Source organism: Paenibacillus lentus, assembly GCF_042714055.1.
GTDB lineage: Bacteria > Bacillota > Bacilli > Paenibacillales > Paenibacillaceae > Fontibacillus > Fontibacillus lentus_A.
Map to the genome: position 1 here is coordinate 60963 of NZ_JBHGVC010000009.1, position 14837 is coordinate 75799.

Annotated in this window: 11 protein-coding genes and 1 other annotated feature; of the genes, 2 read left to right on the plus strand and 9 right to left on the minus strand. The window is 38.8% G+C overall.

All coding sequences use genetic code 11. The features are described 5' to 3' along the window. Nucleotides 1-131: 131 nt before the first annotated feature. A complete protein-coding gene (locus ACE3MQ_RS19195; RefSeq protein WP_379395613.1) occupies nt 132-1832 on the minus strand; it encodes a hypothetical protein in 1701 nt (566 codons plus the stop codon). 344 nt (nt 1833-2176) lie between these two features. Here ACE3MQ_RS19195 and ACE3MQ_RS19200 point away from each other — a divergent pair, with 344 nt between their 5' ends. Beyond that, nucleotides 2177-2755 carry a Uma2 family endonuclease gene (locus tag ACE3MQ_RS19200; RefSeq protein WP_379395615.1) on the plus strand — a complete coding sequence of 193 codons (579 nt, stop codon included), beginning with the start codon at nt 2177-2179 and terminating at the stop codon, nt 2753-2755. Nucleotides 2756-2949: 194 nt separating this feature from the next. Here ACE3MQ_RS19200 and ACE3MQ_RS19205 read toward each other — a convergent pair whose 3' ends face one another. Both ACE3MQ_RS19205 and ACE3MQ_RS19210 read right to left on the minus strand, forming a co-directional pair. Then, nucleotides 2950-5400: a DEAD/DEAH box helicase family protein gene (locus tag ACE3MQ_RS19205; protein WP_379395617.1), complete on the minus strand. Its 2451-nt coding sequence runs from the start codon at nt 5398-5400 to the stop codon at nt 2950-2952. After that, nucleotides 5384-5710, minus strand: a complete 327-nt coding sequence (locus tag ACE3MQ_RS19210; protein ID WP_379395619.1) for a phosphoribosyl-ATP pyrophosphohydrolase — start codon at nt 5708-5710, stop codon at nt 5384-5386. Before ACE3MQ_RS19210 ends, ACE3MQ_RS19205 begins: the two co-directional genes overlap by 17 nt. Nucleotides 5711-6462: 752 nt before the next feature. On the opposite strand from ACE3MQ_RS19210, the gene ACE3MQ_RS19215 reads away from it, so the two are divergent. Then, entirely contained in the window at nt 6463-6804 is a 342-nt protein-coding gene (locus ACE3MQ_RS19215) for a helix-turn-helix domain-containing protein (protein ID WP_379395621.1), read from the plus strand. A gap of 484 nt (nt 6805-7288) precedes the next feature. On the opposite strand, the gene ACE3MQ_RS19220 is transcribed toward ACE3MQ_RS19215, so the two are convergent. The 6 genes from ACE3MQ_RS19220 to ACE3MQ_RS19245 all read right to left on the minus strand — a co-directional run bounded on the left by ACE3MQ_RS19220 (nt 7289) and on the right by ACE3MQ_RS19245 (nt 14795). After that, on the minus strand, nt 7289-9679 hold the full coding sequence (locus tag ACE3MQ_RS19220; RefSeq protein WP_379395623.1) for an NACHT domain-containing protein: 2391 nt from the start codon (nt 9677-9679) through the stop codon (nt 7289-7291). A 262-nt stretch (nt 9680-9941) separates the two neighbouring features. Next, the gene (gene tyrS / locus ACE3MQ_RS19225; RefSeq protein ID WP_379395625.1) at nt 9942-11201 is read right to left on the minus strand and encodes a tyrosine--tRNA ligase; all 1260 of its coding nucleotides are present in this window, start codon (nt 11199-11201) and stop codon (nt 9942-9944) included. Nucleotides 11202-11260: 59 nt separating this feature from the next. Beyond that, nucleotides 11261-11491: a binding site (T-box leader), on the minus strand. A 54-nt stretch (nt 11492-11545) separates the two neighbouring features. Beyond that, nucleotides 11546-12124: a hypothetical protein gene (locus ACE3MQ_RS19230; RefSeq protein WP_379395627.1), complete on the minus strand. Its 579-nt coding sequence runs from the start codon at nt 12122-12124 to the stop codon at nt 11546-11548. 595 nt (nt 12125-12719) lie between these two features. Next, nucleotides 12720-13166: a GyrI-like domain-containing protein gene (locus tag ACE3MQ_RS19235; protein ID WP_379395629.1), complete on the minus strand. Its 447-nt coding sequence runs from the start codon at nt 13164-13166 to the stop codon at nt 12720-12722. 83 nt (nt 13167-13249) lie between these two features. Next, nucleotides 13250-14152 carry a helix-turn-helix transcriptional regulator gene (locus tag ACE3MQ_RS19240; RefSeq protein WP_379395631.1) on the minus strand — a complete coding sequence of 301 codons (903 nt, stop codon included), beginning with the start codon at nt 14150-14152 and terminating at the stop codon, nt 13250-13252. A gap of 109 nt (nt 14153-14261) precedes the next feature. Further along, complete coding sequence (locus tag ACE3MQ_RS19245) at nt 14262-14795, minus strand: CDP-alcohol phosphatidyltransferase family protein (protein ID WP_379395633.1); 534 nt, start codon at nt 14793-14795, stop codon at nt 14262-14264. Nucleotides 14796-14837 lie beyond the last annotated feature (42 nt).

The window sequence follows — 14837 nt, forward strand, 5'->3', positions numbered from 1 at the left end:
AAGTCGCAAATTCTAGATTAAGAATTCACGACTTAAGTTAACTGTTTATTCCCATGACTCGAAGTTCCTTTCGATCATGTAATGAATAAAAAGGCCATAGTCACCATTTCGGTGCTATGACCTTTTCAATTTTATAGCGGAATCGTATAGAAAATACGCTTGCCTTTTTTATCCGCAAACCAAACAATCTTATCATCCATAATGATCGGGTCGCATTCGGAAAGCACAAATTTAGAAATACTGTTAATTTTACCAACAGCATTACCGCTGCCGTCAACTTCTACATACTTCACGCCAAGCGGCATATGCTCATGATCAAATTCCTGCCACAGAACTACGAAACGATCATCGTCCACTTTTACTAATTTGGGGACAGAGCCAATATGATCAGTATCTGATGTATATTTCGCTATAGTAATGTTATTAACTGCACTTCCGCTCAAATTAGAACGAGGAACTACAGCAAGCATGATATCACGAACATCCTTATCAAGCCCGACCATCTCGAAATTAGTATATGATTGCACCTTAGAGTGGTCAACCTTGTTATAGGCAGTTATATAGTGCGTAGAGGAAATCTCCAACCCCCCGAGAGAAACTCCAGTCATATTAGCACCAATACTTCCAGGAATACGAAACAAATCTACTTCTTTATACTGTGAACCGTTCCCTTTATGAAGCACAATCGACCGGGGATACGCATCACCATGATCCACCAGGACATGTTCTTTCCCATCGTATTTAACAAACTGGTCAAAAGAATGGCTCACATGATTCTTCTGAAATTCTCCTGTTGAGTTAGTTATGCTCATATTGGACGTATTAATAATTAAAGTGAGCTGGGATTGATGATTCTTACCATCGGATGCTTTATATCTCAATCGTGACGTATGCAATACAAGTTCATCGCCATTTTCAGCCATCCTGGGGGCTGCTGAACGAAACGGCTCAACTGTAAAACTCTTTCCACCCGTGAGTGAGACACTATCGATCCTTTTAAAATTTTTATCATAGCGTACAACTCGAATTACTTCCTTGCTGTCGTTCTCTTCCTTATTATCCTGTCCATAAGCAATAAAGTTGTATTTCTCCCCACTATAAAAGGCTCCATAGTATTGCAATTCAAGTGGAAGCTCTTTGCTTGATGTTACTTCATAGTCCTTGTTGTATAACTCAATACGCACATGGCCCTCATCTACAGTTATACTGCTGAACGTACCGTCACTATTGTTTATTAAGTGGGAACGGATCGGGTCGCTCCATCTTGAGAAGTAAGACTCAACAATATTATCTTCCCCCACCCCTGTACCTACCGCTTGATATGCATTTTCAGGCAGGTATGGATTTACAACAATACTATTTGTTCCTGAATCAAATGAAACATCAAATTTTAATACCTTTGCCAAATCCCTTAATTGAAAATAGGTATTGTCTTCAATATTATATGCTTGTATAGAATGCAATTTCCCGTCAATAACAATCTTTGCCGTTGATAACTTGGCTTCATACAATTGGTCAGAACTAAAATAAGGGGTACGGAAAGACTCATTGACTGAATAAGCCTTATCTGTAGTTAATTCAATCGCATTCAGTTCCTTATTCCAGGTAATATCAAATCGACTATCCGTTTCTGCCAAATGACTTGCCAAGTCACGTAACCCAAAATAATTGTAATTCTGAATATTAAAGCCGACGCTGCGAACAACCTTCCCATCAATAATGACTTGACTATCGCTGACCGTGGCTTTTACATTCTCTTCTGCATAACTCGCCGATACCTCTATGAATAAAAAGAGACATAGCGCTAACAACAATGTGCAAATCTTTCTCATCTTGGCCTCCACTTTTAAACTATTGTACTCACTATGTAACCATTCGCAGATATTCTGCTCTCCAGTTCTATATTCTCCCACCTCTTATCTCTCAGTCCCTTAGACCTATTTTAAGTTACAATTAGTTCTATCATATCACTATATTATGGATATATCTGCTTGTTTTCGACAAGGAAACTCAAAAAAAGATAATTCGGAAATACGTAATCAGAAGTGTTTCTTAAAACGGAAATTAGCTCATCATACAAGATAATAGGTCGTAGAATAGGGGAATAGCATATTCGCATATTCACTATTCCCAGCCTATAATGGGAATATCAAAATCAGAGGGCGGTGCTGGTGCTATGAGCGAGGATAACAAATCCGATAAGTCCATCACGAGGATTAAAGAGAACCCAGATAATTACATTGTCAAAGAGCGATTTGAAATCATTGAAGGCGTTCGTTATGATTTCCTGTCTTCTCCCAAAATCAATCATCAGATTCTCGTTTCCGAGCTAACAACAGCGATAAATATAACATGCCACACTGAAGGATTGATTCTATTTGCTCCTTTGGACGTTCACTTTGATGAGGCCAACATTCTGCAGCCCGATATTATTTTTATCCGGAACGAGAACCTTCATATTATCAACGACGGATACATCAAAGGCGTTCCCGACCTGCTGATTGAAATTATGTCTCCAAGCTCTGGTGCTATCGACAAGGTGAAGAAAAAAGCCGTCTATGAACAATTCGGAGTAAGTGAATACTGGATCGTCGATCCCCACTATGCCACGGTTGATCAATTTCTTCTCGTTGATGATAAGTATCAGTTAGCCGCAACTTATGATAACTCGGGGAAGGTCGAATCGCCTCAACTGGCTTGCCTGTCTGTGGAGCTTACCAAGATGTTTCAGGCGGCGAATCGGTTTGGGGGTTGAATTTAAATCTTTTTTTGTTATAAATTTTTAATAAAGACCAAGTGTTTTCACACTTGGTCTTCTTTCACATTTTCAGTGAATGGTTACCGTAGCTTCTGCCAAATTCCCCTGTAACAAATACCCAAAGTATCTTTAAATAATATACATTTTCTCTAGCAACTTCCTTTGATCTCGAAAATACAGTGCAAACAGCCTTAATCCCCTACTTTCCTATGCTCTCTCCGTTCAAAATGTACATGCAGCCGGAATTTACAAATATCCTCTGTCCATGCATACAATATCGCCTTGTCCTGTTCCCTCACATCGAACGCAAGCGAGAACACACCGTTTTGGAACCGGGTCATACTCCCCTTGGCTCCAGCCCATTTACTCATAGGCATCTCAGCAATTAGCTTAGATAGCTTGTGCTGCGTAGTCTCATTATGTTCCCATAATTTACGTGAATCTTTATCAGAGAAATCAATACGGCGTCGATATTCCTTTTCCATCAAATAACTGTAGAAGAAAGGAGCAACCTCCTCTGGCGTCACTTGATCACACCAATGTATTACACTTTTTTCCAGCATATAAAGCAGTACAATCATCTTATAACTCTTGGTCATAACCGTTTTCTCTACATCACGCAGCCATGATTCATAACGCTGATATATCTCAACTTCAGACTCGGACAATAGCTCTGCCCAATATAGAAATCCGATATACGAACCAAACTCGTTCCGATACGCGTGACTAGGAGATAAACCGAATAAGTGCAGCTCTAGATAGGATGGAATTCGACCAAGCTCACGTTTCAGCTCCATAAAGTCGTGCAGCAACTTCTCTCGATGCGGAAGTCTTTTTCGACTCAACTCATTCAGAAGGTTAACCACTTGCGTATCAAGCGTAATCTCACAACCCGATGGCACACTTGGCATGATTTCCTTGAACTTGCTCCGAGCACCGTTCACATCATCTTCTTCAAAAAGCCGCAGCTTCACGTCCGCATTTCGATAGTTACCGATCAAATCAATAATAACGCAATGCGTTTTTCCTTCTGATAACCGAAGTCCCCGCCCTACTTGTTGCGTGAACACGGTCAATGATTCCGTTGGACGGACAAACAACAAAGTATCCACACTTGGTATATCTGTCCCTTCATTGAACAGATCCACAGTAAAAATAACCTCAAGACGCCCCTCCGAAAGACGACTAATAGCTTCAGCACGTGACATTTCCACTGTACGTGAGTGTAGGCTCAATACCGAAATTCCACGCCTGTGGAATGCATCAGCCAAGAAATCAGCCTGCCGAATAGACGAACAGAACGCAATCGTCCTAGTTTGTTTATTCTTCATCCATGCCTCATAAATCCGCTCGGCCTGTGACTCCTGAAGCTGTGCTGATAATAATTGCTCTTCATCATAACGCGTACCTAGCCAGCGAATAGCCGAATAATCCGTCTCATCGAACACGCCATAATATTGAAAGGGAGCTAGCCACTGCCGCCGTATCGCCTCGATAAAATGCATCTGGTAAGCTACGTTCCCATCACATAGCGCATACACATCTTTGCCATCCATCCGATCTGGTGTCGCTGTAATCCCTAATAAGAACTTGGGTTGGAAATAATCAATCACCGACAAATAAGAAGCTGATGCCGCATGATGGAACTCGTCCACAATTATAAGGTCGAAAGCATCTTGTACAAAGGACTCACGGTGCTTCCGCATTCCCAGTGTAAAAATTGAGGCAAATACACAGTCTGCTTCCCCTTCTTTGTAATGCCCGTTGAAGATTCCAAGTGAACGTTCAGGCATGACCCGCTGAAAGGATTGACGTGCCTGATGCAATATTTCCTCACGATGGGCAATAAATAGTATTTTGGAGAAACGCTCAGCAAAAAAGCCAGCCAAATAAGTTTTGCCAAGCCCTGTTGCCATGACAACCATTGCCTTGTCGTATTCTTCCTCCAATGTTCGCTCGAGAGCTTCCAATGCTTCTTCCTGGGCAAAGCGTGGACGAATTGACTCAGGTTCCTGTGTTTCTTCATCCAATCGAGGCTCAGTACTTAAGCCCAAATCGGCTTCAGATTCCTCCATCTCCGTAATGCGCTGAATCAGCTCTGGATTCCTCTGATGATACTGGAGATACTCCTCTTCATACATGCGGATAGAATCAGAATTTATCGAAAGCGTGGTTTCGTGATAGAAGCTTTCCATAAACTTATCTAATGCCATTTGAAACGTATAGGGCTCGGCCTGTGCATTCATAGCTAAGTTCCATTCATATCCTGTACGAAGCGCCGAAAATGAGAAATTCGACGAACCTACAATAAGCAGACCTTCGCCTTGATCATAATCAAACAAATACGCTTTAGGATGAAATGAGGAGCCCATACTCCGCCACAATCTTGCCTCAATCCGTTCATCAATGCCGATCAATTCAAGCAATCCCTCTGGCTGAGTGATATACAAATAATCCCCTGCCAGCATTTTAACTTCCGCTCCCCGTTCCAAGGCATTTTTTATATGCGGAGCCAACAGCCGTACACCGGACTGCATGAGAAATGACGTCATAATATATATCCCAGAAGCACTTTGAATGCCAGCAATCAGCTCATCTGCCAAATTATCGGTGATGAGCTTCACATTAAGCTTCGTCGACATCGATCAAGTACACCCTGTCTTGAAATCCGCCCCGTTTCTCGGCCTTATCTACCCGGATTTTCTCCAATTCTGTTGGACTAGATCCGTGAGCTTCCGCCAATGCCCGGATTACTTCCAGCATATCTGCAAGCTCTTCCAGAGCCTCTTTATCATCAGCAGCATTAAAATATTCTTCCGTTTCTTCACGCAGCTTAGTTCGCAGCTCCTGCAAATACTCCTCCTTATCCAGAATCCGTGACCGATATGCCTTTCCATCAGCGGCAATAATCTGTGGAATTTTGTCCCGAACTAATTTGTTATATACAGGCATAAATAGCACTCCTTCTCTTCCTCTTTAGAGAATTATATATGCCGTCATTATATCATTTTCTGGTAGAGAAGAACCGTTCATGGCATTATTTCTAGGCTTAGAAAGCTATTCTATTTAAAAATAGAGTTGTACATTTCTGTAGTTGAGCTAATAGCCCTAGGAGATAGTTTGCATAATAGTTCATCCACCTTTCGGATAAGCATTTGCAAGTGAGGCTTGCTGCATTTCAATACTACGTTATTAGAACTTGTTGAGTTCGCAAGAAACTTAATAGACTGAACTAAGCATAGAGCCTCTATATCAACACCAGATTCATAGCGAAGGAGATTAAGTAAGTCTTCAAGCCACAGAGTGTATGGTGGAAATATGCTCTCACGCTCTTTGACATAAATCGTTTTAAGCATGCTTTCCAGGGCCCAGTCGCAGAGAATAAAGCAAGGCTTGGGAAGGCTATGATTGAGGAATATCGTGGTGAGGTTCATGTAGATTTGGGGAGGATTCTGCCATTTATAAATACCTATTAGTTCAGTTCGATTTAAGCTAGTGAACTTCATATCCTTTGGAGCCATTTGATTATTTGACAGATTAAACACGGCATCCAACACCTCTTTATTTTCTAAAATATTGAAAATGATAGCATTAATACCATTATACACACATTTGATACTTATAGATATTAATTTTAATAATCAAGTATCCATGTTTGCTACTGTCAAACTTGTCTACACTTTTAAGATAGAGAGGTGTGGACTATGACCGAGAAGGATATTCTAAAACTCGTTGGCGCTCGAGTAAAAGCCTTAAGGAAAGAACTGGGTTTGTCACAAGAAGCACTTGGAGAAAAAGGTGGGTTCCACTTTTCATACATCGGACAAATCGAAAGAGGCGAAAAGAACATTTCTTTGTTAAACTTGGCTAAAATAGCCGCTACACTGGATGTCAGTGTCGCCCAACTTTTTGCCTATATTAATGAAGATAGCGAACTGACTAACGCCGACCTTAAAGATATTGTAATGATGCTTAGGAATGCTAAGCCGGAACAAGTTCGTATGGCGAAGAACGTAATTCGGGAGATTGTGAATCCGAAGGGGTAAAACAAGGAACTTAACTGACTCTGGATCGCTTGAGGTATATAATGTAATATTATATTTAAAAAAAATAAATAAGGGACTGGCGGCAGCCAATCCCCTATTCCACAACTTTTAGTTGGATTCCCCTATGGTACTTATTGAATGCTATAACCACACACAATGCAGCTAAATAGATAACTTGAAATGTCAGATATTATACCTTAATCTCTTAACACTCTAAGAAATCAATGTTATGCACAATCGTAATACTAAATTACACTAGAAAAATGATATAACTTATCCTTCACAATATTACGTCCTTGTCATAGAACAACGTAAATTGGAACGATGATTTCACTATAACTTATTTCCCTCCCCCTCAATCTTTTAAATCTTTATTCGAATTCGAATTAGATAAACTTGCTCTTTCAGCAAATTACTAGTAACCCCTCCCCAGTATTATAAAGGATACTTTTTTTCCACTTTATATTTAATGTTGTAATAATTATTAACTCTGTACAAGAGAAGACTTTACTATTTTAGAATATTCTTTTTTTACGAAGCGTCGGATTAATTTTTCATCTTCAGTATCATGTATCTTAATTCTGTTGAAGAATAACTGCTCAATTGTTTGTAAATCATATTCTTCCGCTATTATCATATATATTTTTTCTGTTCCAATAATATATCTCAAATGAATAAATAAATTACTCGGATAGTAAAATCCTTTAAATAAATGAGAGGAGGTAAAAACTTTATCTAAAATTAAGTACAACATTTGAGCTGAAACCAATTCATTTTTGTATAATTCAAAAAATTCTCTTTTTTCAAGTATTCCCTTATTATCTGCCAACATTAAACAATTAAAGATAAACTGAGAAGATCCAGCTTGATCAATTTTTACTAGAATTTTATTAGATTCCATAATTTTTTTCAAAAGTTCATTAAGACAATAAACTTCATCTGATGCATATATCATAATACAACATTTCAAAAAATCTTCTTGATTAAATTTTTCCACCGTATTGCCTTTTAAAACTTCTAATATTAAATCTAAAAAATCATAATAACGATCATAGTGATGGAGCTTAATGATTAAAGTAGTGAGTTCAAACATTTCTGAATCTATATCAAATTTAAGTAGTTCTTTTAGTAAAGATAAGTTATCTGAGTATTCCTTAATGATACATTTAGAATAAAAAAACTCAAAAAATGATCTGTGGTAAAACTTATAATCCCCATCTTTACTAGCAGGTACATACAATTCAGTTCTTTGACTACAAAAATTCAAAAATTCATCAATCGCATTTATAGTTTCATTTTCAGTTAGATAAGATCTTCTATAAAGTGTTGTTAATAAAGGTTTTATCCTATTTTCATTAATCTCAATATTATTGGGTCTTGCTAGCCAAGCCAGCTTTTCAAAGCTCGTGTTATTATCTAAAATTGAACTCATCAATTTGAAATCAAAATTTGTCTTTTTTTGATCCTTTTCACGTTTTTTCGAAATATATTCTATACATTTTTCATACAAATCAATTTTATTCATAGGAAGTTCTTTTTCGGCTTTAAAAATATTAACTAAAAGGGAAACTTGTAACAAACTAGTTAAAAATTGATTATCAATTAATATTATACATTGTGAGATAAAGTCTGCAATATTACTCTCATCGAACAAACCTAATCCACACATTTTTTCTAAATATTCTTTTATTTGTTCAATACTAACCTGACTTACTTGAAATGTAACTCTTGTCTTAGAATGAAAACCAAGTGCTCGAGAGGTAATACAAACTTTATTATGTTTATTAGAAGCTTCAAAAAAGCTTGTTATTAAATTATTTATTTCTTCTCTATCTTCCTTCTCCACCTCATCTAACGCATCAAACATTAAAAGACACCTTCCTGAACTAAGGAAGTAATACAAAAAGTCTCTATTTATGATTTTATTATCCATTCCCGTATAATTTATAATACTGTCAACGAGATAAGCTTCTAGAGAATACGATGAATGCTTCTGAGAAAAAATCTTATATTGCTTCAAATCACAATAAATAGGTAAGAGTTTATCAGACTCAAATATGCTTAAATCTTCATGTTTATTAATTAAATTTTTTAGAAAAAGAGATTTCCCAAAACCTGGTCCTCCAATAATTGAAACAACATTTGATTCATTAAAGATATTAGTCCATGAGATTGGCTTACGCGGGCGTTTCTTTTTATCCTTTTCAAATATCTCAAATGTAGGAAATACATAGAATGAATATAAATCTAATTCATCTATTCCGTAAACATGACTTCTTTTGTTTCTATTTCTAATAATTTTAATATAGTCTTTTCTAGTGTTTTCATAATTGTCATTTTGCAATTTAATAGGCATCTTTAAACTTTGCAATATTCTTTCTTCCATCTCAATTAGACTGTGATTCAGAAAATAAAGAATTACAAAACTATCTTCAGATAATTTGGACACCAGCTTGCTTTCAATGATATAAAGCAATTTATCAAAATAACTAGTTACCAAGCTAATAGATATTTGCTTTCCAACATCAAGTTTTATAAAATCTACAGCATTATTAGCTATTTCTTTAATAAAATCTTCTCGTGATAATTTCAATATAATATTAGTCTTTTCTAGTCTATTTTTGTATGTTGTACGATAAACTATATATTTAATATATTCTTTAAAATTCAATGTTGTTTCAGGCCTTTGGAGAAATTTCACAAAGCTACCTGAGTCTATTTCTGAATCGATAAAAATATCAATAAAATCATTAACATCCTTTGAAATTGTTTTGTCCCAAGGTCTTTTTCCAAAACTTCTAAACAAATCTGTAAGAAAAGTACATGACACATTAACTAAACCAGGCAAAATTAGGTCATCTACGATACTAACCATCCCAAGACTACCTCCATTTTCCATATAGTCATAATTATAGTCTATCAGAACTAGGCATATTGTTCTATCTATTTGCAATAAATTGTCCCGCTTCAGAATTGTTTCTTTTGTAATTATGATAGATACTTTGACTTGTTGTTTTTGTAAAATTAGTTATAACTCATCCACTTTGTTTTGTTTGACCTATATAAACATAAAATTCTAAAACAAAAAAGCACAGCACCCTCCCGCAGGAAAATGCTGTGCCTTATGCTCTTTACTCCTAAACCAGCTTCACCAAATGATACTTCTTCTTCCCTTTGCGGACGATGATGAAGCGGCCTTCGATCGCCAGATCGACCGAGATCTCGAACTCAAGTTCATTTACTCGCTCGCCGTTCAGAGAGATCGCTCCGCTCGTAATATCCTCCCGCGCTTGGCGCTTCGAGGGTTCGATACCTACGTCAACGAGCCAATCGACGATGTTCTTGGATTCCTTGGCCGCTTCGAAGGTCGGCATTTCTTTGAAGCCTTGTTCGATTTCATCGGCGGTCAGAGACTTAATATCCCCGCTGAACAGAGCGGCCGTGATTCTCTTGGCTTGATCCAACGCTTCCTCGCCATGCACGAATCGGGTCATTTCTTCAGCCAGTGTAATCTGCGCCTCGCGCTTATGCGGCTCGGTCTGTACCTTCTCGGCCAATGCGTCGATCGCCTCTTTATCCAGGAACGTAAAGTACTTCAGATATTTCACAACATCTCGGTCATCGGTATTCGCCCAGAATTGGTAGAATTCGTACGGCGTCGTTTTCTTCGGATCAAGCCAGATCGCACCGCCGGCCGTTTTACCGAATTTTGTACCGTCGGCCTTCAGCATCAACGGGATCGTTAAGCCGAAAGCTTGAGCTTCAGGGCCTTCTTTTTTACGGATGAGATCAAGCCCGCTCGTAATGTTACCCCATTGATCGGAGCCGCCAATTTGCAGCTGCACGTCCTCTTCTCGGTAAAGGTGCAAGTAGTCCATCGACTGCAGAATTTGATACGAAAACTCCGTGAACGAAATTCCGCTCTCCAGCCGGCTAGCTACAATATCTTTGGCCAGCATCGCATTGATGCTGAAATTTTTCCCGTAATCCCGCAGAAAATCAATCACGTTCAATTTATGCGTCCAATCGTAGTTGTTCACCATTCGCAATTGATTGTCCCCGTCGGTCAAGAACAGCTTTTTCATTTGCGCGGTTAATGCGTCTACGTTAGCCTGCACCTGTTCCATCGTCTGGAGGGTACGCTCGGATTGACGTCCGCTCGGGTCGCCGATCGTTCCGGTCGCTCCGCCAATGAGAATGACAGGCTTATGCCCTGCCAGTTGAAATCTTTTCAGCATGATAAAAGGAATCAAATGCCCGATATGCATGCTGTCTCCCGTCGGGTCAACCCCGCAGTACAAGGAGATCGCTTTCTCCTCGGTCAGCTTACGAAGTCCCTCTGCATCCGTCTGCTGATTAATCGCCTCACGCCATTCCAATTCATCGATAATGTTCAACCTGTTCAGCCCCCTATAATCTCATAAAATAAAAAAACGTCCCCTAGTCTTTATCAGACTACAGGGACGATTAAATTAACCGTGTTACCACCCAAATTGTACGATGATACTAATGCCGGCCGGCTTCATCATACCACTCTCAGCTCATTATCGTGAGCCAACCCGCTTGGCTTTACCCAAGATACTCCGGAGTGTAATTCGCAAGGTTCAGTAATGTTGCCAGGTTCCATCAACCCCTGGCTTTCTGAGAACAGTGACTGCCCGCTACTTCGTTCCTTCATCGTAATTGACATATAAGTTTACAGAAAGTATAGTGAATTGATTTTCAATTGTCAAATGGTTTGTTAAGACTGCTTGCCGTCAATCGCACATAACAATACGCTTGCAGCAAGTCCAAGGCGGCGATCAAGCGTATGAGACGGGTCGCTGGAGAAATCCACATTGATTTTCGTGACAAACGGATTGAAGTTCTGCTTAAAGGTAGTCACTCTGCTGCCATTCATCTCTACATTATAGCTCTGCGGAATCAAGTTGCTGAGGAACCGGCGCAGAAATGCAAGAAGTCTGCGATCCTCCTTAATCCTTCCGATCTCGGCTTCACCCGCATTCATAATGATCCATTCATCCTTCAAAATAGACTTCAAGCCTTTTCTCCGCAGAGCTCCGACATGCTCGCCCGTACGCGCATCATAAACATCATAAGTCGCTGAAAAATCGATCACACTACGCGCCTTGATCGTCAGCAATTCCTCGCTCATACTCTCATCGCTGTACAGCCGAATGTCCTCCTTTAGCTTAAAGGCCTTCATTTGAGAATACATGACCAGCTCTTGATTGGCATTATAAATATGAAACTTGGCCCCCAATACGGAGATTATCTTTTGTCTAACTAAATATTGATCATAACTGAATTTATTATCCACTTTTCCCGATGGCCTCCTACAAACTTTATTATTTTTTATAATACGGCAAGCTTGGGACACTGTATATAGAACCCATTACCAAATGAAAACAATTCCCTAATTTTCCTTCTAAATTACGAAATTGAATTTCTACAATTTTGTTCTTTAATGGTGGACTATTTTACCAAAATGTCTTTCAAATAGTGGACACTTTTCTGTTCTAGAGATATATTTTCATCATCTGAAAACATCTATATGTAGCATTCGATTATATGAAAATCACAATATGCAGTTCATTCAATAAATTGATTAATAATCTTCTTAGTGTCCACATTTGTATGGACATTTATTGCAAATTCGTCCACGATGAACGTACAAAAACCATATAAATCATTCATAATGAACAGGTTCCTACCCAGCGTCTAAATATCCTCCTTTCCATGAATTCTAGGTAACCTATATGCTAAATCAGCAAAAAAACTGACTACAACGAGCTGCCGTTATAGTCAGTTCATATTTAGTTGGTACGGTAAAATCGTAGCCCTATTCATGTGGTCAATCGACCGCCGTCATGAAGCGAAACTCCGCGCGCCAGGAGCTACGCACGGTGCGAGAGTTAATTCAATGCTATATAAATGTGGATTTCTGCGTTCTCCATGTCTCCACCGCTTTGGTACTCTTCAAAATCACTAGTGAATTTTCTATCCAGCTCCATGGACCACAGCTTCGTCCAAAATTCAGCGACTGCCTGCTGCACATGACCTTGCACAATAAACTTAGCATATTTCCCAGCGGGGATCGTTTCTTTTTGAATCTCTGCAGAGCTTTCAACTTCACAGCATACCATCACATCATATGCGCCGTTAACATCCGTCTCATAATGGGTGTATAAGCCAATGCTTTTATCATTCCGTTTGCCAGGTATAGAGTAATAAATTCCATCCTGATAAAACCGCTGCCAGAGCTCGCCTATGCTTCGGCTCATATTCGGGTCATTGTTGCTGGTTCTGATCCGGAGTCCTGCAACTGTTTTTTCTTCTACATGCACGATTTCATAATTCATGTGCTATACCTCTTTTCATATTATCTTGAGGTCAGTATAGCAGTACTAATTAGACAACAGCGTGTCATATTATAAAAGCCAGCTCATAAATATTTTCGTAAACTCGCCTCCAGCTTTTTCTGTATAATATCCCGAACATGCTCGGGCTCTATAACCTCTGCATCATTACCGTATGACAAAATATAGCCATACACCCACTCATCCTCGACATAGTTCACCCGTACAATAAAGCTCCCGTCTGGATTTTTAGCAATACTGTCTTGATCAAATTCATCATAAACCCTATACGCCATTCTAGACTCGATTTTTAAAACAAGCTTCACCGTTCTATTGTTCATGTCCAGAGGATCGCTCCAAATATCCCCTGGTATCTCTCTTGCAAAAGTTTCCATAGAGCAAGTTAAATTTTTGATTCGGGTCACTTTAAACATTCTAAAATCATTTTTCGACCTGCAAAATCCATAAATATACCAGCCTTGCCCTTTAAAAATCAGCTTTACAGGCTCTACGATTCTCTCGGTTTTTTCTCCATAGGAACTAAAATAGTCAAAGGTCACTACATTTCTATTTAAAATCGCCGCTTTCAGCATGTTGAACTTTTCCTGCTCCGTAGAATCAGAGCCCCACCTGGAGAAATCGACATCAATCCAGCTCGTGGAATTTTTGTTGAAGATCGCAGCGAGTTTATTCAGCACGGGCTCAACATCTGGAACATTTAAAGCATTCAAGCCTTGAAGTGATGAGAGAATATCCATCTGCTCCTTGTCTGACAGCATCGATTTGCCCAGCACAAATTGATCAAGCAGACGAATACCACCACCTTTTCCTTTATTCGTATACACGGGTATTCCCGCCGCGCTCAGTGCATCTATATCCCGATAAATCGTCCGCTGGGATACTTGAAACTGCTCCGCTAATTGTTTGGCGGTTACCTGCTTTTTATCCAATAAAATATATACAATTTCAAGCAGCCTGTTTATTTGCATCTCTACCACCCCAGCTTATTTTACCAAAATGTATGATACAGACTACACTCAAAAACGCACGCCAATTACAGACAGTATCCCCCGGGAATTTAGGACAGGATGATCCTTATCATTTCTTCGCTAATATACTTTTAACGTTTCTCGACAACTCTTTAGATGTTATTTGTACGATCAATTCCTCAATAGCCGAAAGGCTTGCTACAGTACACATGATAACTCCTAAAATATTAATATTTATCCAATCGAGAAAAAAAGGAACTCCGAACAAAAGCAGCCCCGTTACTTTATTTGCATATGTATGAAGACTAGCAAAAGAACAATATTTATAGAATCCTACTAATAATGCCGCAACTCGAATAACCCCAATCACTGCTATCCATATGTATATTCCTATAGAGATCGATAATATGGGAACAAGAACTACTATCATTACAACGACAAGCACCATATCGGCAATACTATCAAGCTTTTCTCCAAGCTGACTTGTTAAGTTGAACTTTCTTGCAAGATATCCATCGATCATATCGCTGAATCCACAAATGAAATAAACAACCCATAATGTAATGCTAAAAGGCTTTACAAAAAGCAGAAATACAGATAAAAGAAGTCTTAATATGGATATCGAATTGGGGATGTTTTTCATCTCATACCTCACATATTAAAAATTATCGATTTAAAGAAATAC